18 protein-coding genes and 1 tRNA gene are annotated in these 20,353 nt (G+C 68.3%); 14 read left to right on the forward strand and 5 right to left on the reverse strand.

Annotated elements, in window-relative coordinates; translation table 11 throughout:
* Positions 1-18 precede the first annotated feature (18 nt).
* From kdpC to B9Y95_RS12165, 6 genes are all read left to right on the forward strand, one after another.
* Positions 19-627 (forward strand): potassium-transporting ATPase subunit KdpC, encoded by a 609-nt coding sequence (kdpC, locus tag B9Y95_RS12145; protein ID WP_085512099.1) that lies wholly within the window; start codon positions 19-21, stop codon positions 625-627.
* A 78-nt stretch (positions 628-705) separates the two neighbouring features.
* Positions 706-3,201, forward strand: coding sequence for a sensor histidine kinase (locus B9Y95_RS12150; RefSeq protein ID WP_085512100.1), 2,496 nt, complete (start codon positions 706-708; stop codon positions 3,199-3,201).
* Positions 3,198-3,884: a response regulator gene (locus B9Y95_RS12155; RefSeq protein WP_085512101.1), complete on the forward strand. Its 687-nt coding sequence runs from the start codon at positions 3,198-3,200 to the stop codon at positions 3,882-3,884. Before B9Y95_RS12150 ends, B9Y95_RS12155 begins: the two co-directional genes overlap by 4 nt.
* 154 nt (positions 3,885-4,038) lie before the next feature.
* Positions 4,039-4,491 carry an SRPBCC family protein gene (locus tag B9Y95_RS12160; protein ID WP_085512102.1) on the forward strand — a complete coding sequence of 151 codons (453 nt, stop codon included), beginning with the start codon at positions 4,039-4,041 and terminating at the stop codon, positions 4,489-4,491.
* Positions 4,481-4,621 carry a hypothetical protein gene (locus B9Y95_RS20690; protein ID WP_159453397.1) on the forward strand — a complete coding sequence of 47 codons (141 nt, stop codon included), beginning with the start codon at positions 4,481-4,483 and terminating at the stop codon, positions 4,619-4,621. Before B9Y95_RS12160 ends, B9Y95_RS20690 begins: the two co-directional genes overlap by 11 nt.
* A gap of 402 nt (positions 4,622-5,023) precedes the next feature.
* Positions 5,024-6,253: an MFS transporter gene (locus B9Y95_RS12165; protein ID WP_085512103.1), complete on the forward strand. Its 1,230-nt coding sequence runs from the start codon at positions 5,024-5,026 to the stop codon at positions 6,251-6,253.
* A gap of 459 nt (positions 6,254-6,712) precedes the next feature.
* On the opposite strand, the gene B9Y95_RS12175 is transcribed toward B9Y95_RS12165, so the two are convergent.
* Positions 6,713-8,167, reverse strand: a complete 1,455-nt coding sequence (locus B9Y95_RS12175) for a threonine/serine exporter family protein (RefSeq protein ID WP_085512105.1) — start codon at positions 8,165-8,167, stop codon at positions 6,713-6,715.
* 146 nt (positions 8,168-8,313) lie between these two features.
* Between B9Y95_RS12175 and B9Y95_RS20395 the strand changes: the two genes are divergently transcribed.
* The 5 genes from B9Y95_RS20395 (at position 8,314) to B9Y95_RS12200 (ending at position 12,951) form a co-directional block, all read left to right on the forward strand.
* Positions 8,314-8,625 (forward strand): hypothetical protein, encoded by a 312-nt coding sequence (locus B9Y95_RS20395; RefSeq protein WP_143736458.1) that lies wholly within the window; start codon positions 8,314-8,316, stop codon positions 8,623-8,625.
* Positions 8,626-8,712: 87 nt separating this feature from the next.
* Positions 8,713-9,750 carry a LacI family DNA-binding transcriptional regulator gene (locus tag B9Y95_RS12185; protein ID WP_234994090.1) on the forward strand — a complete coding sequence of 346 codons (1,038 nt, stop codon included), beginning with the start codon at positions 8,713-8,715 and terminating at the stop codon, positions 9,748-9,750.
* A gap of 88 nt (positions 9,751-9,838) precedes the next feature.
* A complete protein-coding gene (locus B9Y95_RS12190; protein ID WP_085512212.1) occupies positions 9,839-11,263 on the forward strand; it encodes an APC family permease in 1,425 nt (474 codons plus the stop codon).
* A gap of 83 nt (positions 11,264-11,346) precedes the next feature.
* Entirely contained in the window at positions 11,347-12,720 is a 1,374-nt protein-coding gene (locus B9Y95_RS12195) for an LLM class flavin-dependent oxidoreductase (protein WP_085512108.1), read from the forward strand.
* Between the two features lie 157 nt (positions 12,721-12,877).
* Positions 12,878-12,951: transfer RNA gene (locus tag B9Y95_RS12200), tRNA-Gly, on the forward strand.
* Between the two features lie 352 nt (positions 12,952-13,303).
* Here the strand turns inward: B9Y95_RS12200 and B9Y95_RS12205 are convergent.
* Entirely contained in the window at positions 13,304-14,473 is a 1,170-nt protein-coding gene (locus B9Y95_RS12205) for an ABC-2 transporter permease (RefSeq protein ID WP_085512109.1), read from the reverse strand.
* A 70-nt stretch (positions 14,474-14,543) separates the two neighbouring features.
* Between B9Y95_RS12205 and B9Y95_RS12210 the strand changes: the two genes are divergently transcribed.
* A complete protein-coding gene (locus tag B9Y95_RS12210) occupies positions 14,544-15,161 on the forward strand; it encodes a TetR/AcrR family transcriptional regulator (RefSeq protein WP_143736460.1) in 618 nt (205 codons plus the stop codon).
* A 69-nt stretch (positions 15,162-15,230) separates the two neighbouring features.
* Here B9Y95_RS12210 and B9Y95_RS12215 read toward each other — a convergent pair whose 3' ends face one another.
* Positions 15,231-15,896, reverse strand: a complete 666-nt coding sequence (locus B9Y95_RS12215; RefSeq protein ID WP_085512111.1) for an SDR family NAD(P)-dependent oxidoreductase — start codon at positions 15,894-15,896, stop codon at positions 15,231-15,233.
* A gap of 119 nt (positions 15,897-16,015) precedes the next feature.
* Between B9Y95_RS12215 and B9Y95_RS12220 the strand changes: the two genes are divergently transcribed.
* A complete protein-coding gene (locus B9Y95_RS12220; RefSeq protein WP_085512112.1) occupies positions 16,016-16,591 on the forward strand; it encodes a TetR/AcrR family transcriptional regulator in 576 nt (191 codons plus the stop codon).
* A 63-nt stretch (positions 16,592-16,654) separates the two neighbouring features.
* Here the strand turns inward: B9Y95_RS12220 and B9Y95_RS12225 are convergent, their stop codons facing one another.
* Together B9Y95_RS12225 and B9Y95_RS12230 are read right to left on the reverse strand one after the other, a co-directional pair.
* Positions 16,655-18,304 (reverse strand): MDR family MFS transporter, encoded by a 1,650-nt coding sequence (locus tag B9Y95_RS12225; protein ID WP_085512113.1) that lies wholly within the window; start codon positions 18,302-18,304, stop codon positions 16,655-16,657.
* Between the two features lie 2 nt (positions 18,305-18,306).
* A complete protein-coding gene (locus tag B9Y95_RS12230) occupies positions 18,307-18,972 on the reverse strand; it encodes a TetR/AcrR family transcriptional regulator (protein WP_085512114.1) in 666 nt (221 codons plus the stop codon).
* A gap of 203 nt (positions 18,973-19,175) precedes the next feature.
* Here B9Y95_RS12230 and B9Y95_RS12235 point away from each other — a divergent pair, with 203 nt between their 5' ends.
* Complete coding sequence (locus B9Y95_RS12235) at positions 19,176-20,213, forward strand: amidohydrolase family protein (protein ID WP_085512115.1); 1,038 nt, start codon at positions 19,176-19,178, stop codon at positions 20,211-20,213.
* Positions 20,214-20,353: the final 140 nt, after the last annotated feature.

Raw genomic sequence — 20,353 nt, forward strand, 5'->3', positions numbered from 1 at the left:
GAAAGCAGACAGATCATCATGAGTGCATCCCGCAGCGGCATCGCCCAGTACTGGGTCGCCATCAGGGCCATGCTCGCCCTCACCGTCGTCCTCGGCGTCGGCTACCCCCTCATCGTCACCGGCATCGGACAGGCGACGATGTCCTGGCAGGCGAACGGATCCGCCGTCACCGAGGGTGACAAGACGGTCGGCTCGGCGCTCATCGGACAGTCGTTCACCGACGCCGACGGCAAGCCGCTGCCGCAGTGGTTCCAGTCGCGTCCGTCGGCGGCCGGCGACGGCTACGACGGCGGGGCGTCGAGCGGCAGCAACCTCGGGCCGGAGAACACCGACCTCGTCGCCTCGATCGCTGAGCGCCGCGCGGCCATCGCCGCCTTCGAGGACGTCGATCCGTCGAGCATCCCCGCCGACGCGCTGACGGCGTCCGCGTCCGGCCTCGACCCGCACATCAGCCCGGCCTACGCGCTGTTGCAGGTGCCCCGCGTCGCCGCCGAGCGCGGCCTCGACGAGGGTGAGGTCCGAGCCCTCGTCGAGCGCCTGACGCAGGGCCCCGACCTCGGCTACCTTGGGGAGTCCACGGTCAACGTCCTGCAGCTCAACCTCGCCGTGGCAGGACTGGACGGATAACACCATGCAGCGCGGACGACACAGCGCGGCCCCCGGGGTCGGCAGGCAGAGCGCCATGCTCCAGGAGAACTGACCACCATGCAGCGCGGACGACTCCGGGTGCTCCTCGGCGCGGCCCCCGGGGTCGGCAAGACCTACGCCATGCTCGAGGAGGGGCACCGCCTCGCCGGGGAGGGCGTCGACGTGGTCGTCGCGGTCGTCGAGACCCACGGTCGGGCCGCGACCGCCGCCCTGACGGAGGGGCTCGAGACGCTGCCGCGTCGGGGTGTCGAGCACCGGGGCGTGACGCTCGACGAGATGGACCTCGAGGCCGTCCTCGCACGCCGCCCCGGACTCGCGCTCGTCGACGAACTGGCCCACACGAACGCCCCCGGCTCCACGAACGACAAGCGTTGGCAGGACGTCGAGGCCCTGCTCGCCGCCGGTGTCTCCGTGCTCTCGACGGTGAACATCCAGCACATCGAGTCGCTGAACGACGTCGTCCGGCAGATCACCGGGGCGCCGCAGCGGGAGACGATCCCCGACGCCGTGCTGCGGGCGGCCGACCAGATCGAACTCATCGACCTCGCTCCACAGGCCCTCCGCGACCGGCTCGCCGGCGGCCGGGTCTACCCGGCCGAGCGGATCGACGCCGCCCTGTCCAACTACTTCCGCCTCGGCAACCTCACGGCACTGCGCGAGCTGGCGCTGCTGTGGCTGGCCGACGAGGTCGACTCCGCCCTCCGCGACTACCGCGCCGAGCACGGCATCGACAGCACCTGGGAGGCGCGCGAGCGGGTCGTCGTGGCCCTCACCGGCGGCCCGGAGGGCGAGACCCTGCTCCGGCGCGGCGCCCGGATCGCCGCCCGCTCCTCCGGTGGCGAGCTCATCGCGGTGCACGTGACGACGCAGGACGGCCTCCGCACCGCGAACCCTGGTGCACTCGCGCAGCAGCGAGCACTCGTCGACACCCTCGGGGGAACGTTCCACCAGGTGGTCGGCGACGACGTGCCGCGCGCGCTCGTGGACTTCGCGAAGGCGGCGAACGCGACGCAGCTCGTCATCGGCGTCAGCCGGCGCAGTCGCCTGTCCGCCGCGGTCACGGGGCCCGGCATCGGCAACACGGTCATCCGCGAGTCCGGCAACATCGACGTCCACATCGTCAACCACGAGGCGGCGGGCGGGCGGTTCCGACTGCCGAAGCTCGGCGGCGCCCTGAGCGCACGGCGCCACATCGCGGGGTTCGCGCTCGCGCTCATCGGCGGGCCGCTCGTCACCTGGCTCCTCCACCTCGCCCGCACCGAGGAGTCGATCACGAGCGAGGTGCTGTCCTACCAGCTCCTCGTGGTGCTCGTCGCGCTCGTGGGCGGGTTCTGGCCGGCGGTGTTCGCGGCCGTCCTGTCGGGGGTCACGCTCGACTTCGTCTTCGTCCAACCGCTCTACACCGTGACCATCGACGATCCGGCGCACCTCGTCGCGCTCGTGCTCTACGTCGTCATCGCCGTGATCGTGAGCGGGGTCGTCGACCTCTCGGCGCGGCGGGCTCGCACGGCGAGGCGCGCGGCCGCGGAGTCCGAGCTGCTCGCGACGGTCGCGGGCAGCGTGCTCCGCGGCGAGGGTGCCCTGCAGGCGCTCGTCAGCCGGACCCGCGAGTCATTCTCGCTCGCCGGCGTGCGCCTCGTCGCGGGTGAGCAGGTCCTCGCGGTCGACGGCGAACCGACCCGCGGAGGCGACTTCACGAGCATCCCGATCGGCACCCGCGCGGTGCTCGAACTGCACGGCGGGGTGCTCGCCGCGTCCGACCGCCGACTGCTCGCCGTCATCGCAGCGCAACTCGACGCCTCGCTCGAGCACACCGATCTGCGCGCCACCGCCCAGGAGGTCGGCCCGCTGGCCGCGACCGACCGGGTGCGGAGCGCGTTGCTCTCGGCGGTCAGTCACGACCTCCGGCGCCCCCTCGCCGCCGCGACCGCCGCCGTCACCGGCCTGCGCGCGACCGACGTCGAGCTCACCACGGCGGACCGCCAGGACCTCCTCGAGACCGCGGACGACAGCCTGCGCACGCTCGCGGCCCTCGTCACGAACCTGCTCGACGTCAGTCGCCTCCAGGCCGGTGTCCTCGCCGTGACCGTCGCGCCGATCGACGTCGAGGACGCGATCCTGCCGGCCTTCGACGAGCTCGGCATCGGGCCGCACGACGCCGAGCTCGATCTCGCACCCGACCTTCCACCCGTCCTCGCGGACACCGGCCTGCTGCAGCGCGTCATCGTGAACCTCCTGACGAACGCGCAGCGCTTCAGCCCCGACGGTACCCCCGTCCGGATCGCGACGAGCGGCTTCCGCGACGCCGTCGAGATCCGCATCGTCGATCACGGCCCGGGGATCGCGCCCGACCGGCGGGAGGACGTGTTCGTCCCCTTCCAGCGCCTCGGCGACACCGACAACCTCACCGGTCTCGGCCTGGGACTCGCGCTGTCGAAGGGCTTCGTCGAGGGGATGGGTGGCACACTCGAACCGGAGGACACGCCGGGTGGGGGCCTCACCATGGTGGTGTCACTGCCGGCGGCACGTGATCAGGAGGGGACCGCTCGATGAAGATCCTGATCGCCGACGACGACCCGCAGATCCTCCGGGCCCTGCGCATCACCCTCACCGCCCGGGGCTACGAGATCATCACGGCCGAGGACGGCACCGCTGCGCTCAACGCCGCGACGACGCACCGCCCCGACCTGTACCTGCTCGACCTCGGCATGCCGGGGCTCGACGGACGGCAGGTGATCGAGGGCCTCCGTGGCTGGACCGACGCGCCGATCCTCGTGGTGTCCGGGCGTGCCGGCTCGACGGACAAGGTCGAGGCGCTCGACGCCGGAGCCGACGACTACGTGACCAAGCCGTTCGCCATCGACGAACTGCTCGCGAGGATCCGCGCCCTCACCCGGCGGGTCCCCGGCGCCGAGGCCGAACCCACCGTCCGGTTCGGCGACATCGTCGTCGATCTCGCCGCGAAGCAGGTCACCAAGCAGACCGCTGGTGCGTCCCCGGCCACCGTCCGTCTGACGCCGACGGAGTGGCAGGTGCTCGAGCTGCTCATCCGGAACGCGGGCAAGCTCGTGACCAGACAGATGCTGCTCACGGAGATCTGGGGTCCGACGCACGTGACCGACACCGGCTACCTGCGCCTCTACATCGCGCAGCTGCGGAAGAAGCTCGAGCCGGAACCGGCCACCCCCCGCCACCTGCTCACCGAGGCCGGCATGGGGTACCGCTTCCAGCTCTGAGCGAGCGCTCGCGTCGAGCCGGGCAGGGTAACAGGTCACAGCGCCCGAGGCCATGCCCCCGGAATCGCAGCTTGCACGCGTACCGTCGCAGTCGCGTCCGGGCTTTCCGGACGAGACCCATGCAGGTACCGCAGAACCAGAGAGGATGGCGCCCATGACCCAGGTCATCGAAACCATCGACGTCGACGTTCCCGTCTCCGTCGCCTACAACCAGTGGACCCGCTTCGAGGACTTCCCCAAGTTCCTCGACGAGGTCGACTCGATCACGCAGGTCACCGACACCCTCACGGAGTGGACGGTCAGCGTCGCCGGACAGACCCGCACCTTCGAGGCGGAGATCACCGAGCAGCACCCCGACGAGCGCGTCGCCTGGAACAGCACCGGCGGCGAGGCGGACCACGCCGGCGTCGTCACCTTCCACCGCCTGGAGGACGCCAAGACGCGTGTCACCGTACAGCTGGACTGGGAGCCCAAGGGCCTCCTCGAGCACCTCGGTGCAGCCGTCGGTGTGGCAGGCCACGCGGTCAAGAAGGACCTCGGCAACTTCAAGCAGCTCGTCGAATCCGAGGGCCAGACCGGACAGGGATGGCGTGGCGATGTCGAGTGACGGCCCCCGCCCCGGTCCCCCGCACACGCACGACGACGACGTGAAGCACGACGTGCCGAAGCCCGAGGAGGTCGACCCCGAGACAGGGACCGACGCCGACGGCGACCCCGTCGAGAACCCGTCAGGCTGATCCTCCGGCATCGGTCCCCGTCTCGGGGCGAGCACGACCCCGAGACGGGAACCGACGCCGACGGCGACCCCGTCGAGAATCCATCGGGCTGATCCTCCGCCGTCGGCCCGTCCGAGGCGAGCACCGCCCCGAGACGGGAACCGACGGCGACCCCGTCGAGAACCCGTCAGGCTGATCCTCCGGCATCGGCCCGTCCGAGGCGAGCACCGCCCCGAGACGGGAACCGACGCCGACGGCGACCCCGTCGAGAACCCGTCAGGCTGATCCTCCGGCATCGACCCGTCCGAGGCGAGCACCGCCCCGAGACGGGAACCGACGCCGACGGCGGCCCCGTCGAGAACCCGTCGGGTTGATCCCCTGATTCCTGCCGGCCGGTACTCCCGCCGCCTCTAGGCTCGGAGCATGAGTGCTCGCGCCGGTCAGGCGAACCCCCGCCCCGCGCTGTCCGCCCCTCTTCGGCGGCGGCGCGGGGCGATCTTCGTGTTCATGCTCACCGTCGGCGTGGGTCTGTCGTCCTTCATCGTCCGGACGCCCGCCGTCCGCGACCTCGTGCACGCGAGCACCGCCGAGATGGGACTCATCCTCTTCGGCATCTCCGTAGGGTCGATGACGGGCATCCTGTCGTCCGCAGCGCTCGTCCGTCGGTTCGGCGCGCGTCGCCCGATCATCATCGGTGGGGCGGCGTTCGTCATCGGACTCGCCCTCCTCGCCCTCATGGCGGGTGCCGGGCAGGGCGTCGGCGTCTTCCTCGGTCTGATCGGCATCGGCCTGGGCTTCGGCCTCGCTGAGATCGCGATCAACATCGAGGGCGCGATGATCGAGCAGCTGTCCGGGCGGTCCATCCTGCCCGTGCTCCACGGCTGCTACAGCCTGGGTTCCGTCATCGGCTCGGTCGCCGGCATCGCGCTCACGGCGATCGCCTTCCCGGTGACGATCCATCTGCTGATCGTCGCGGCCGTTGCACTGGCGGCGCTGCTGTGGGCGATCCCGAAGATCCCCGCAGAGACGGGACGACAGTCGGACACGGGTGCCGGCTCCCCCGGGATCCGTGCGCAGCTCGCGGTCTGGCGGCAGCAACGCGTGATCTTCCTCGGCCTCATCGTGCTCGCCCTCGCGCTGGCCGAGGGCGCCGCCGGCGACTGGTTGCCGCTCATCATGGTCGACGGGCACGGCACCACGGCCGCCGTCGGATCGATCGTCTTCGCCGGGTTCGCACTCGCCATGACGATCGGTCGATTCGCCGGCGAACCGCTCCTCGCCCGCTTCGGCAAGGCCAACGTGCTGCGGGTGAGTGCGCTGGTGTCGGCGGTCGGGATCGCGCTCGTCGTCTTCTCCGACAGCGTGCTCGTCGCGGGACTCGCGGTGCTCCTGTGGGGGCTCGGTGCAGCGCTCGGCTTCCCGGTGACCCTCTCGGCGGCGGGTGAGAGCGACGATCCGACGACGACCGTCGGCGCCGTCGCCTCGGCCGGCTACGTCGCGTTCCTCGTCGGACCGCCGTTGCTCGGGTTCCTCGGGGAGCACTTCGGTCTGCGTGGCGCGATGATCGTGGTGCTCGCCGTCGTCGTGCTGGCGTCGTTCCTGACGTCCGCGGCGAAGCCGCAGGAGCGGTCGGTCACGCCAGCCGGTCCCTGAGTCGAACTCCGGTCCCTGAGCCGCAACCGCCGGTCCCTGAGCCGCAACCGCCGGTCCCTGAACCGCAACCGCCGGTCCCTGAGCCTGTCGAAGGGCAGCCCCACCCCGGTCCCTGAGCCCGTCGAAGGGCAGCCCCACCCCGGTCCCTGAGCCCGTCGAAGGGCAGCCCCACCCCGGTCCCTGAGCCTGTCGAAGGGCAGCCCCACCCTGGCCCCTGAGCCTGTCGAAAGGCAGCCCCACCCCGGTCCCTGAGCCTGTCGAAAGGCAGCCCCACCCCGGTCCCTGAGCCTGTCGAAGGGCAGCCCCACCCCGGTCCCTGAGCCTGTCGAAGGGCAGCCGGACAGACCTCCCCGCAGATGTGCAAGACCCCCGGGGGCACTTCGACAAGCTCAGTGACCGGGAGCGCTCAGCGGCCGGGGACCGCTCAGTGACCGGAGACCGCTCGGTGACCGGGGCTACTCAGCGCGGGTGGCGCTTGGAGCGCCGAATGTACCCGGGCAGCAGCACGCGGCCGGAGACGCCCGTGCGGCGGGCGAGGATCTCGCCGAGCGTGACGCCGGCGGCGAGCGCGAGGCCGGTGAGGCCCGCCTGCAGCAGCTGTTCGACCCCCTCGGAACCTTGCTCGCCGTTCACGAGCGCGAGCATGCCGCGGTAGATCGCGAGTCCGGGCAGCAGCGGCACGATCCCACAGATGGTGAGGATGATCGCCGGGATGCGCAGCCGCGGGCCGAGCGCCTCCGCGGCGAAGCCGATGATGAGTGCGGCGAGCGCACTGGCTGCGGCGGGCGCGACGCCACTGCCGGAGACGAACACGAAGACGGAGAACGCGATCGCGCCGGTGACCCCGGCGAAGAACGCTGCACGGAGGGCCGCCTGCGAAGCCATCGCCCAGGCGGCGGAGGCCACGGCCGCGCCGACGATCTGCACGGCGACGGGCCACGGGCTCACCGGGAGGTCGAAGAGGACCAGGGAGATGCCGAGGCGCCGGGCGAGGTCGAGGACGCCACCGATGCCGACCACGATCCCGATGGTGAGGAGCATCACCTCGACGAGCCGTCCGCTCGCGGTGACGGGGAACCCGTTGATCGCGTCGTCGGCCGCTCCGACGAGCGAAGCGCCGGCGAGGAGGACGACGATGCCCGACGCGACGATGAGGGCGGGCGGCAGGGCCGAGAGGTCGTCCGGCACGTAGGGGCTGAGGATCGAGATGAGGACGGCGACGGTCGTCGCGATGGCCGCCCCGGTGAGCTGGAGGAAGAAGACCGGCAGCTTCCAGACGTTCAGTGCGCGGAACGCGCTGTCGATGAGCGCCGTGGTGGCGGCGGCGAGCAGCATCGAGACGACGCCACCCCCGAGGAGGACGGCGACGGCCGCCGCCATGGTCGACAGCAGCACGGTGACGAAGCCGCGGCGGTAGGTGCGGCGTGCGGTGAGGATGCGGTCGAGGTCGCGGTGGGCGGCGCCGAGGCGGGCGTGCAGTTCGTCGCGGAGGTCGGCCTCCTCGTCGCGGGCGACGTCGGTGACCGTCATGATCGGTTCGGACCTGTTGGTGATGCCCTCGGCGACCACGACGACCTTGGCGAGGCGGTCGAAGTCGGCGGAGGGCGAGCGGACCACGCGGAGCACGGTGACGCCCGGTGACAGCTCGGACCCGTCGTGAGCGATGAGGATGGAGGTGAAGGTGAGGTCGACCTGGCATTCGAGGTCGAACGCGCGGCACACCCGGCGGATGGCGTCGGTGACCTCGGCCGCCGCGGCTCCGAGCGCCAGCATCGACTCGCCGATCCGGCCGGCCAGCTCGAGCACCTCGCGCACGGGCCGTTCCGCGTTGAGGCGGACGACCGCCTGCTCGTCGACGCCCTCCGGCGCCGCTCCTCGGACTCCCCCGGCCAGCTGACTCAGCAGCGAACGCATACCCACCCGCTCATCGTACGAGCCACCGGTGACGACGGAGTCGCCCTGGTGTTCGGCGGCGGTCTGTGCGAGGCGATGGGCGGGTCAGAGCGGCCCGGATCCTCGTGATCATCTCGAATGTCAGTGGTCCATGTTGGACTGGAGTCATGACCGAGACCGCCACGTTCGAGGGCCCCGAGGTGCACGAGCGCTCGGGGATCCGGAGCACCCGGAACACCCGAGCGATGTGTTCGCCGCTCGGATGGCGTCGTTCACCGACCGCTTCGTCGTTCATCGTCGTCGGCAGGCCGACGTTCGCCGGGTACTCGTCGATCGAGCCCGTGCCGCCATCGACGGCCGGGAACGGCATGAAGCCGACGTTGTCGATGCCGATCTGGTTCGCCGTCTCGTCGTTCATCGACTCGAGGATCCAGCTGCCGTGTGTTGTTGACGCGCATCAATTGATGCGCGTCAAGTGATGAGACTAGGTAAACTGGCCTCGATCCGCAAGGTGGAATCGGTAACGATTCACCGATCGACGCGGATCACGACGAGGGTGGGCGAAGATGTCGGAAGCGAGAGCACGACGCGGGCAGCAGGGCGACTCGCGGATGGGCGACGTCGCCGAGCGCGCAGGGGTGTCGCACGGCACCGTGTCGAACTTCTTCAACCGACCCCACCTGCTCAGCGACGCGACGCGCGAGAAGGTCGCCGCCGCGGTCGACGCCCTCGCCTTCGTCCCCAACGACGCAGCCCGCACGCTCGCGAAGGGGACCGGCAACACCGTCGGCGCCGTGCTGGTCGACATCGGGAACTCGTTCTTCGTCGACATCGCGCGCGGGATCGAGTCCTCAGCGGCGGAAGCCGGACTCAAGCTGCTCCTCGCCAACAGCGACGTCGACCTCCAGCGCCAGAACGACTACCTCGACCTGTTCGACGAGACCCGCGTACGCGGCATCATCCTCGCTCCACTCGACGGCGAACAGCGGGGCGCGGCCCGTGTGCGCAGCCACGGCCGCCCGGTGGTGTTCGTGAACTGGCCGGGCGACCCCGCGCAGTCCTGCGGCGTCATCGTCGACGAGGAGTTCGGCGGCTACCTGGCGGCGAGCCACCTCATCGGCCTCGGACGGACCAGGTTGCTGTACGCCGGCGGGCCACTCCACCTGCACGCCGTCGCCGACCGGCTCGCGGGCGTGCGACGCGCCGTGTCCGAGCACACCGGCGTCGAACTCGAGGTCGCCGAGACCCACAGCCTCACCACGCGGGTCGGCCGTATCCTCGGTGAGCAGCTGGCCGACCGCGCGGTTGCGGATCGGCCCGACGCGATCGTCTGCGCCGCGGACTCACTGGCCGTCGGGTGCATCGAGCACCTCGTCGCCGCCGGGATCAGCGTCCCCGACGACATCGCCGTCACGGGCTACGACGACAACCACTACGCCGCCGAGAGCGCCGTCCCGGTGACGACGATCGCGCAGCCCGGTCGGGAGATGGGCGTGATCGCAGCCGGACTGCTCGCCGAGGAGGTCGACGAACCGGCGACGCACGAGCACCGCACAGTCGTCCTCAAGCCGGAACTCGTCGTCCGGCGCAGCTCGGTGCGGTGACCGCGGCAAGCTCCGCAGATCCCCACGGTTACCATGGATACCCGTGACTGATCGCCGACTCCCGCTCCTCGCGCAGCTGCGCCGGCGTATGCCGCTCGTCCGACTCGGGACGGATCCCGCCGAATCCGGGACGTCGCTCCGCCGTTCGCTCGGCGTCTGGCAGCTCACGATGATCAGCGTCGGCGCGACGCTCGGCACCGGCATCTTCGTCGTCCTCGGCACCGCCGTCCCGCTCGCCGGACCAGCCGTCTGGATCGCGTTCGCGGTCGCCGGACTCGCTGCACTCCTGTCGGCCCTGTCCTACGCCGAGATGGCCGGCTCGGTGCCGGTCTCCGGATCCAGCTACTCCTACGCCTACGCGACGATGGGTGAGGGCGTCGCCTGGGTGTGCGGGTGGTGCCTCGTGCTCGAGTACGGGGTCTCCGTCGCGGCGGTCGCCGTCGGCGCCGGGCAGTACGTGAACGAGGCGCTCGCGGTCTTCGGTCTGGGACTGCCGCCGGCACTCGCGAACCCGATCGGCGTCGCCGACGGACTGATCAACCTGCCGGCCGCCGCCCTCGTCCTCCTCGCGATGCTGCTGCTCGTCCGCGGCGCGAAGGACAGCGCCTGGGCGAACACGATCATGGTGTTCGTGAAGCTCGCCGTGCTCCTCGTCTTCGTCGTCATCGCGTTCTCGGCCTTCTCCCTCGGCAACTTCGAACCGCTTGCACCGATGGGCGTGGCCGGCATCGCCGCAGCGTCCAGTCGACTCTTCTTCTCCTACATCGGGTTCGACGCGGCGTCGACCGCCGGCGATGAGGCGACGAACCCGCGTCGCGACCTGCCGCGCGCGATCATCCTGTCGATGGTCATCGTCACCGCCGTCTACATCCTCGTCGCCATCGCCGCGATCGGTGCCCGGCCTTGGACCGAGTTCGCCGACGACGAGTCCGCGTTCGTCGGCATCCTCACCGAGATCACCGGACAGCCGATCGTCGCCCTGTTCTTCTCCATCGGCGCGGTCATCGCCATCGCGAGCGTGGTGCTCACCGTCTACTACGGGCAGACGCGCATCCTGTACCGGATGGCGCAGGACGGCATGGTGCCGCGGGTGTTCTCGCGCGTCGGTCGCCGGAGCGGGACGCCCGTCGCCGGGACCGTCATCGTCGGAGCGGTCGTCGCGGTGGTCGCGGCCCTCATCCCCCTCGGCGAGCTCGCCGACGCCACGAGCATCGGCACACTGTTCGCGTTCGCCCTCGTGAACCTCTCGGTCATCCTGCTGCGTCGCCTGCGTCCCGATCTCGACCGCAGCTACTCCGTCCCGCTGTTCCCGGTGGTCCCCGCGCTCGGCATCGTCATGTGCCTCGGGTTGATGGTGTCGCTCGGCTGTACGACCTGGATCGTGTTCCTCATCTGGATGCTCGTCGGAGCGGCGCTCTACCTCGGGTACGGGCGGCGGCACTCGACGGTCGGCGCGCTCAGCGATGCGGAGTACGCCGAGGCGATCGCCGCGGAGGACCCCTCGCGCAGGTAGTGCGCTGCGCCCAGATGACGCCCTGTTACGGGCGAAGCCGATTGACAGGCGACGTCCGGGACTCGTGATGCAGGATCGTGCGTATGACCCGACAGATCCGATTCAACGCCTTCGACATGAACTGCGTCGCCCACCAGGCGTCGGGCATGTGGCGTCACCCCGACGACCGCTCGAGCACCTACAAGGACCTCTCCTACTGGACGGACCTGGCGCAGCTGCTCGAGCGCGGCAACTTCGACGGCATCTTCATCGCCGACGTCCTCGGCACGTACGACGTCTACGGCGACAGCAACGAGGCCGCGATCCGCAACGGCGCGCAGGTGCCCGTGAATGACCCGATCCTGCTCGTCTCGGCGATGGCCGCGGTGACGAAGCACCTCGGCTTCGGCGTCACGGCCGGCACCGCCTATGAGCACCCGTACCCGTTCGCGCGGCGCATGTCGACGCTCGACCACCTGACGAAGGGGCGGGTCGGCTGGAACGTCGTCACCGGCTACCTGCCGAGTGCGGCGCGCAACATGGGGCACGATGACCAGCTCGAGCACGACGAGCGGTACGACGTCGCCGACGAGTACCTCGAGGTCCTGTACAAGCTGTGGGAGGGCTCGTGGGAGGACGACGCCGTCGTTCGCGACCGCGAGACGGGCGTGTTCACCGACCCGACGAAGGTCCACGAGATCGGCCACTTCGGCAAGCACTACACGGTGCCCGGCATCCACCTGTCCGAGCCGTCCACGCAGCGGACGCCGGTCATCTACCAGGCCGGTGCGTCGCCGCGCGGCATCCAGTTCGCCGCCGGCAACGCGGAGGCGATCTTCGTCGGTGCGTCGACGAAGGCGGGCCTGAAGGCGACGGTCGGACGCATCCGTGACGCCCTCGAGGCCGCCGGTCGCGACCGGTACTCGGCGAAGATCTACACGCTGCTCACGATCATCACCGACGAGACGAGCGAGCAGGCCCAGGCGAAGCACGAGGACTACCTGCAGTACGCGTCGCAGGAGGGTGCGCTCGTGTTCATGTCGGGCTGGATGGGCATCGACCTGTCGCAGTACGACCCGGAGGAGCCGATCGGTAACGTCAAGAGCAACGCCATCCAGTCGGCGGTCGCCAACTACCAGGCGGCCAACGAGGAGGGTGGCGAGTTCAAGGTGAAGGACATCGCGCGCATGGGCGCGATCGGTGGGCTCGGTCCGCGGATCGTCGGCAGTGCGTCGGAGATTGCCGACACCCTGCAGGAGTGGGTGGAGGAGACCGACGTAGACGGCTTCAACCTCGCCTACACCATCACGCCCGGCACCTTCGAGGACATCGTCGAGTTCGTCATCCCCGAGCTGCGACGTCGTGGTGCCTACCCCGAGGAGTACGTCGAGGGCAGCCTCCGCCACAAGCTCCACGGCCGTGGCGACCGTCTCCCCGAGGAGCACACCGGGGCCCGCTACCGCTACGCGAAGGAGTAGGCCTCCCAGCGCCCTCGAGTCGCCCGGTTCTGCGCGGGATTCGCGATATTCCGAGCAGAGTCGGGCGACTCAGTCACGCTTCGACCCCGCCCGCGACCTGCGCTTGTCGAGACGCCCGCCGGGTCATGTACGATTACTCAGGACGCTCCGGCGCCACGCGGATGTAGTTCAATGGTAGAACTTCAGCTTCCCAAGCTGATAGCGCGGGTTCGATTCCCGTCATCCGCTCCAAATGCCTGGTCAGGGTGGATTTTATCATGACCATCAGGTCGTCTCCGGACTGCAGCGTGAGCAAGCGTCATTCTCAAGCCGATGCCTGCAATATGGTCCCTCATCAGGGTATTCGCGCCCTACTGAATGACTCTCTCGACGGTGGGTCACGCGTTACTCACCAGAAACTCGCGACCCGTGCCCGCCGCACTGCTGGGCACCCCTCGAAGTGTGATGCCGAGAGGCGATCGGCTCCCCGATCCGGAGCCAGGCGGACTCTCCCGACACGGCGACGGCCTTCGCGATCGAGAACGGGAGGTCTGCTTCGACGTCGCGGCCGGGGTAATGAAGTTGTGGCTCTTCCGTTGGGCACTCAGTTGTGGGTGGTTGCGTGGAGTTCTGCTTGGGGGGTCGCCCGTGCGGTGACCGGGTTGACGTCGGTGTTCGGGCGCCCAGTACCGCTCAGCCGGGTCGTGGCGTCCCGTCGGCTTCTCATGAGCATCGCCGTCAGGGTGAGCAGGATGCCTGCAACCGCCCAGATCCCCAGTCGGATGATCGGGGCGGACACAGCGGCGCCGTCGAAATATTCGACGGATCGAAGGAGGTCGAGAGCGTCCCCCTGCGGGAAGACGTAATACAGGGCCTGGAAGAAGTCGTTGAGGACGTGAATGCCGAGGGGCCCGCCCGAGGACGTATTGCCAAGAATGACCAGGGCCAGGGTCATGACCAGCGCGGCGATGGTTCCGCCGAGCGCGGCCACGCCGGTCACTGCCCCGCCAATGGCGACGGCGGTCAGCCAGAGGACCGCGAACACGGCGGGGGGATCAACGGTGATCGCGTTGAGGGCGGAGTCGATCCAGAGGGAGATCAGTCCGGCGAGCATTCCCGAATAGGCGACGAGGACCACACTGCGCTCGACGAACTTCGCCGACGTGTCCACCGTTCCCAGGATGCGCCCGAAGATCGTTGCACCAAGAGCCGCCCCGAGCCCCGCGAAGAGGATCGCGTAGAACTCGATGGATCCGACCGGGTCGTTCTTCCCCAATGGGGCAAGATCGGTGGTTTCGTTGGCGGCACTGAGCTTCCCGGCAATGGAGTCGCCGATACCAGCGACCGCCTGACTGAGGCCGCGGCCCCCACCGCTGGCGACGTACGTGGTGACAACGGCGTCCGCCCCGGGGGTCGGCAGCACGATAGCGCCGTCCGCATCTCGATCGAGGACCGCAGCTCGCGCCTCCGCCGCGGAGCCCACCACGGTGAGCTCGAGGGAGTCCTGCTGCTCGAGCGCGACGATTGTGGCTGCATCGCCCGTTACAGCGAGGTGGACGTTGTTCGGAGTCGGGTTGCCGAACGCACTCGAATAGCTGATGAGCATCGCCATAGCCAGCAGGAGGATGGCGAGACCGCCAAGGATGAGGTTCCGATATCGATGCGTGGATCCTGGTCCCTCAGAGGTCAGTGGGCCACCGGCCACTGCCGCTTCGAACTCCGGGTGCTGCGGAACGCTTTTCTGCTGCGGGGCCGGATCGTTTGCGTGCGTCATGACGTCCTTTACGATTGTCAATTAGATGACGAATGTACATCATGCGGTCGAATCCTGGCAAGATGGAGGCATGTCGGAACGAGCATTGACCATGGAGGCAGGAGAACAGCGCGTCGACCCGCGGGTGACCCGGACCCGGGCTGCCCTCATTCGGGCATTGACGGCACTGGTCTCCGAGTCGCCGAAGGGCGAGACGATCGCGATGAGCACGGTGGCTGACCGGGCAGGCTTGAGCAGGCAGGCGCTGCACAACCACTACAGCAACGTCGGCGACCTCGCGACCGATGCTTGGATCAGCCGCCTGCTCAGCGACTGGCTTTCCCTCGATGAGGCTGCTGCGAATCTCGATGCGGCCCTCATCGAAGCCGTTCGAGCGCGCGGAATCGAGCCGCTACTCGCGGCCGGTCGAGAAGACCGCGCGTTCTTCGAGAAGCTTCGCGCCATCCCCCGCGGCGAGCGTGTTGCCGAGGTCATCGCGGCGGCGGTCACCGCCTGGTTGACGGAGTCGGACCGCGATCCAACCGGATCCACGATCGCGCTCGATGGCGACGCTCGCATCTTCACCATCGGCGGGATGGTAGCGCTCGTGTCCACGTGGCAGACCGCGGACACCCCGCCGCCCATCGCCCAGCAGATCGCAACGCTCCGCGCTTTTGCGACCGGGGCAGCCGCCGTCACTACTGAATGAGCGCAACCGGAGCTCCAGCACTCTGAACGGCTTCCCGTCCGGCGCCGAGGGCACCGGACGGGAAGGATGTCAGTGGTCGTAAGCGACGTAGTGCAGTTCCGCGTCACGTCGCTCGGTGTAGAGCTTCACATACGCCTGCGCAATGACAGCGGGCTCGGCATCCGGGCGGCCTCCGCCGATGAGGGCGGTGATCGCGACGAACGCGACGTAGACTCCCGTGTCCGTCAGGGCGCTGTTGAGATTGAGCGTCCAGTTGCGGAGTCCCGCTGCAGCAATGTTGATGTTGCCACGAACCGGTGTCGGGGCAAGTGAGCCGCCGCCGGTTGTCACGAGGATGGTCCCGGTGCCAGTGGAGATCATGTCCGGCAGCACTGCGCCGATGGCGGTGATAGCGCCGCCGAGGTAGAAGTCGATCTGCGGCTGGAGGTTTTCCATCGTCACCTCCAGCGCATCGACGGATTCCAGGGTCCGGTCCGCCGGCGAGAACTCGAGGACATCGATCGGGCCGAGTGCTTGCCGAATCGACGTGAGCGCATTCGTGATCGTGGCCGGCTCGCTGACGTCCGCAGTGAAACCCTGAGCATGGATGCCTTCACCTGCAAGGGTTCGCGCAAGTGCGTCGAGCTTGGTCTGGTCTCGGGCGACGAGCGCGACATCGAAGCCCTTCTGCCCGAAGGCCCGCGCGATGTCCAGACCCAGTCCAGGGCCAGCGCCGATGATGGTGATGAGGGGCATGACGTCTTCCTCCGTGGCCCACCGCCGAGCCGGTTGTGTTCTGGTGCGGTAAGTTGAGATGATCCTCAACTCGTGCCAATCATATGTTGAGGTGCCCCTCAATTTCTACTGGAGTTGCCGTGACCACCACGCCTGGCCTGCGCCGAGACGCACAGGCGAACCTCGAGAAGCTGCGTGCGGCCGCCCTGGCCGTGTTCTCACGTCGAGGACTTTCCGCCCCACTGGAGGACATCGCCCGAGAAGCCGGCGTGAGCATCGGGACGCTCTACAACCGCGTGGGCTCCCGCGAGGAGCTCATCGATGCCGTGGTTGACAACCTCGCCGGAGAGAAGCTCAAGGCACTCAGAGAGCGGACATTGGAAGCGGAGACTCCTCGCGCACAGCTGGAGACGTTCATCACCGAGATGATCGACCTCCAGCTCAGCGACCCGGCGATGAACGACGCGATGCTGCGCCGCTATCCAGACGCCGTGCTGCTCATCAATGCATGCGAACGATCCATGGAACTCGGGGCCGAACTCGTTCAGAACGCCCACGACGCTGGCGCGTTGTCCGAGGAGTTCACCCCCGACGACCTCATGACCGTGCTGTGGATGGCGGGGATGGCCAGCCACGACCCTGCCGCCCCCCACGGCTGGCGTCGCGTTGTCGATCGCAGCGTCTCTGCCGCCTGGACCGATCAACCCAACCGCTGAGTCTCGGCGTACCGCCTCGATCGACACGCCATCACCGTCGTCGAGGTTGGCTGGAGCGCGCCGCTAGGGCATCGTCCTGCCGGAGTCCTTTCGGACGTCGGGCGCGGGTACCGCCTGCGGAATCGATGCGAGGGCGAGGCTGTCTGCGCCGTCGATCTCGACCGCCTTGGGGAGGATGTCCCGTTCGATCGTCGTGGCCAGCGGCTTCTCCGTGACGAACAGCAGCAACACCGCCGCCGCGAGGACCAGGGGGACCATGTACATGAACACGGGCGCAAGGGCATCGTTGTACGCGCCGACGATCACGTCGCGGATCGCATCGGGTAGATCTCGTACCAGTGCCGGAGTGAACGAGTTGCTTCCCCCAGCCGCAGTGGCGGCGCCGGCAGGGAGACGAACTGCGAGCAGATCCGTGAGGTTCGCAACGAACAGGCTGCCCACGATCGCAGTGCCCAGGCTGGCACCGATCTGTCGGAAATAGTTGTTTGCCGCGGTCGCAGTGCCCACCTGGGAATTGGGGAACGAGTTCTGCACGATCAGGATGAGGATCTGCATGCTCATACCCAAGCCGAGACCCATGATCGCCAGGTAGGAGCAGAGTATCCAGATCGGCAACGTCGGCGTCATCGTGGACAGGAGGAACAGGGACACGGCGATGATTGCCGTTCCCACGACCGGAAGCCACTTGTATCGACCGAATCTGCTGACGAGCTGACCGGAAACGATTGAGCTGACCAGCAGGGCGGCCATCAAGGGAATCATCAGCAGACCTGCCTCTGTCGCGTCGACGCCGGTGACCATCTGCAGGTAGGTGGGGATGTAGGCGATAGCGCCGAACATCGCAATGCCCGTGATCAAACCGGCGATCGTGGTCAGGTTGAAGTTGCGATCCTTGAAGAGCTGAAGCGGCATGATCGGCTCGGCGGCGCGACGCTCGACCAGGACGAAGGCGACGCCCGCCACGATGGTCGCGACGATCAGCGAGATGATCACGGCCGAGTCCCAGTCATAGGTCCTCCCGCCCCAGGTGGTGACCAGGACCAGGCCGGTCGACGCAGCGGCCAGCAGGCCCATCCCGGCGAAGTCGACGTCGGGTCGCCCTGCCGTGTTCTTGGGCAGATGCAGGAACACCGCCGCAGAGACGATGGCGAGGACTCCTAGAGGGATGTTGATCCACAGGCCCCACCGCCACCCGGGCCCTTCTGTGAACCAGCCTCCGAGCAGGGGTCCGGCGACGGACGAGATCGCGAACACGCCGCCCATGATTCCCATGTATCGGCCGCGCTCACGGGCGGGGACGACGTCGGCGATGATCGCCTGCGACAGGATCATGAGCCCACCGCCGCCGAGTCCCTGCACGGCTCGACCGACGATGAGCACCGTCATGTCCTGTGCCATACCGCCGATGATGGAGCCGAGGACGAACAGGCTGATCGCACCGATGAACAGCCCTTTCCGACCGATCAAGTCGCTGAGCTTGCCATAGACAGGCAGCATGATCGTGGAGGCGAGGATGTAGGCGGTCGTCACCCACAGCATGCTGTCGACACCGTTGAGTTCCCCGACGATCGTCGGCAACGCAGTGGAGAACATGCTCTGATCGAGTGAGGAGAGCAGCATGGTCAGGATGAGGCCCGCGAAGATGAGCAGAATGTTGCGATTCGAGGCCGGCAACGCGGTTGTGCCGTGCTCGCTGAGAGAGGTGTCGGTCATGGTCAGTACGCCGTGCCCTTCGGCTGCCGAGGGTGATCGTTGGTGATGCGTTGGATGAGTTCGATGGAACTGCTCAGGAGATCCCGCGTGGACGCTCCTGGGCGCGCGCTCACCCATCGGCGCCTCACGTAGTGCAGGACGCCGGTGGCGAGTGCGACGACCATCCGGGCTTCGTCCTCCAGCTCGGGATGGTCGGCGCGGTGTCGTCCTTGGAGCCCATAGCGGGTGATGATGATCGCGACGAACTGGTCTTCGGATTCGCCCATGCGAGCCGTTTCTCTGGCGAGAAGCTCCGGAGTGCGCATGATCAACTCCCGTCGAGCCTTGAAGAGCGCGGCATCTGGTTCACGCTCCAGGAGCGATGAGGTGATCATCGTGAGGAAATCGGCAAGGACATTCGAGCCCGTCGACCGAGTGAACGCGTCGATGTGTTCGTCGCTCGGCATCAGTGGTGCTCCGCCGACGATGACCCCCTCCTTCGATCCGAAGTAGTTGAAGAACGTGCGCTGCGACACCGCACTTGCCGCGCAGATCATGTCCACGGTGACGTTCTCGAAGCCGTGCTCGAGCGCAAGCGAGATGGCGGCACGTTCGATGTGTTCCTGTGTCGCCGCTCGCTTCCGTTCACGCAACCCGCCATCCATGTTCGCCTCCGCTCGTTCCGACATTCCTGCGATTCGTGCAGTCTATGCATTTATGCAGCGTCTGCACAAGTCGGCTCGTCGGGGCCCTGGAGTTCGCGGCCGGAGGAGCCTTGCCGGAGCTCCGCAACAGACGTACACTCGTCATCTACTTGACGAATGTCAAAGAACAGGTTGGCCAAGTCGGGGCAACTGACCAGCGTCGCCGAGAACACATGGAGGGTGTCACTATGCCGGGCAAGATCGATGTTCACCAGCACCTGCTTCCGCCTCGCTACCTGGAGGCGCTGGCGGCGGCGGGGGATCTGATGGCAGGGAGCGGAGCCGGGGCACAGGCCGTTGCTGGGGGGTCCGCGCAATGGAATCCGTGGGCTGAAAGCGGTGGCACAGCGGCGCGCACAGGTCCGCAGGCCGTCGGCGGATGGCTGATGCCCGAGTGGGACCCTGAATCGGCGATTGCCATGATGGACGAGAAGGACATCGAGACCGGGATCCTGTCGATCAGCGCACCCGGTGTGCATTTCGGCGACGATGCCGCTGCCCGCGAACTCGCCCGCGAGCTGAACGACTACCAGGCCGAGCTGGTCAGGGAACAGCCTGCCCGTTTCGGACATTTCGCTGTGCTGCCGCTGCCGGATTTCGACGGCGCGGTCGCCGAAGCCGTGCGGGCCCTCGACGAGCTCCATGCCGACGGCGTGCTCCTCCTGTCGAACGCGCACGGGCGCTACCTCGGCGATCCCGCATACGAGCCGTTGTGGACAGAGCTCGCCGCGCGTTCGGCCGTGGTGTTCGTGCATCCCACGGCACCGCCGATCCAGCAGTTGCCCGGAATGCCCACTGCGCTGCTGGACTTCCCATTCGACACGACCCGCACTGCCGTGGACCTCGTGGCGCACGGGGTGTTCGACCGCCATCCGGAACTCCGCGTGATCCTGTCACACGCAGGCGGTTTCCTGCCCTACGCTGCAGACCGATTCAGCGCCGCCGCACTGTTCAACCCCGGCACGACGCCGGAAGGCATCCAAGCCGGCCTTCGCAAGTTCTACTTCGACACGGCCCTCTCTGCCACCCCCACCTCGCTGCCGTCGCTTCTGGCATTCGCGGAACCCGGCCACATCCTCTACGGCAGTGATTTCCCCTACGCGCACCCAGATTGGAGCGCCCGTTTCGACCACTCACTGACCACCTACGACGGCCCAGGTGCGGAACGACTCGGCGCGGTGCACCGCTCCGCTGCCGAGCGGCTCTTCCCCCGCTTGGCAACATAGTCCGCGACGCCGCCGAAACGCCCATACGAGCGGGTGCATCTGCACCATGGGCCGCGTGACGCTCCTCGACGTCGCGGAGAACATCTTCGAATACGAAGGTGAGCCGGGCCATGAGATCGCCCATATCTTCGCCGTCGAGT

The sequence above is a fragment of the Plantibacter flavus genome, assembly GCF_900177615.1.
GTDB lineage: Bacteria > Actinomycetota > Actinomycetes > Actinomycetales > Microbacteriaceae > Plantibacter > Plantibacter flavus.

Bases quoted from the DNA above. Each gene is read 5' to 3' on its own strand.
- kdpC (WP_085512099.1), top strand. From the start codon at position 19: ATGAGTGCATCCCGCAGCGGCATCGCCCAGTACTGGGTCGCCATCAGG.
- B9Y95_RS12150 (WP_085512100.1), top strand. From the start codon at position 706: ATGCAGCGCGGACGACTCCGGGTGCTCCTCGGCGCGGCCCCCGGGGTC.
- B9Y95_RS12155 (WP_085512101.1), top strand. From the start codon at position 3,198: ATGAAGATCCTGATCGCCGACGACGACCCGCAGATCCTCCGGGCCCTG.
- B9Y95_RS12160 (WP_085512102.1), top strand. From the start codon at position 4,039: ATGACCCAGGTCATCGAAACCATCGACGTCGACGTTCCCGTCTCCGTC.
- B9Y95_RS20690 (WP_159453397.1), top strand. From the start codon at position 4,481: ATGTCGAGTGACGGCCCCCGCCCCGGTCCCCCGCACACGCACGACGAC.
- B9Y95_RS12165 (WP_085512103.1), top strand. From the start codon at position 5,024: ATGAGTGCTCGCGCCGGTCAGGCGAACCCCCGCCCCGCGCTGTCCGCC.
- B9Y95_RS12175 (WP_085512105.1), bottom strand. From the start codon at position 8,167: ATGCGTTCGCTGCTGAGTCAGCTGGCCGGGGGAGTCCGAGGAGCGGCG.
- B9Y95_RS20395 (WP_143736458.1), top strand. From the start codon at position 8,314: ATGACCGAGACCGCCACGTTCGAGGGCCCCGAGGTGCACGAGCGCTCG.
- B9Y95_RS12185 (WP_234994090.1), top strand. From the start codon at position 8,713: ATGTCGGAAGCGAGAGCACGACGCGGGCAGCAGGGCGACTCGCGGATG.
- B9Y95_RS12190 (WP_085512212.1), top strand. From the start codon at position 9,839: ATGCCGCTCGTCCGACTCGGGACGGATCCCGCCGAATCCGGGACGTCG.
- B9Y95_RS12195 (WP_085512108.1), top strand. From the start codon at position 11,347: ATGACCCGACAGATCCGATTCAACGCCTTCGACATGAACTGCGTCGCC.
- B9Y95_RS12205 (WP_085512109.1), bottom strand. From the start codon at position 14,473: ATGACGCACGCAAACGATCCGGCCCCGCAGCAGAAAAGCGTTCCGCAG.
- B9Y95_RS12210 (WP_143736460.1), top strand. From the start codon at position 14,544: ATGTCGGAACGAGCATTGACCATGGAGGCAGGAGAACAGCGCGTCGAC.
- B9Y95_RS12215 (WP_085512111.1), bottom strand. From the start codon at position 15,896: ATGCCCCTCATCACCATCATCGGCGCTGGCCCTGGACTGGGTCTGGAC.
- B9Y95_RS12225 (WP_085512113.1), bottom strand. From the start codon at position 18,304: ATGACCGACACCTCTCTCAGCGAGCACGGCACAACCGCGTTGCCGGCC.
- B9Y95_RS12230 (WP_085512114.1), bottom strand. From the start codon at position 18,972: ATGTCGGAACGAGCGGAGGCGAACATGGATGGCGGGTTGCGTGAACGG.
- B9Y95_RS12235 (WP_085512115.1), top strand. From the start codon at position 19,176: ATGCCGGGCAAGATCGATGTTCACCAGCACCTGCTTCCGCCTCGCTAC.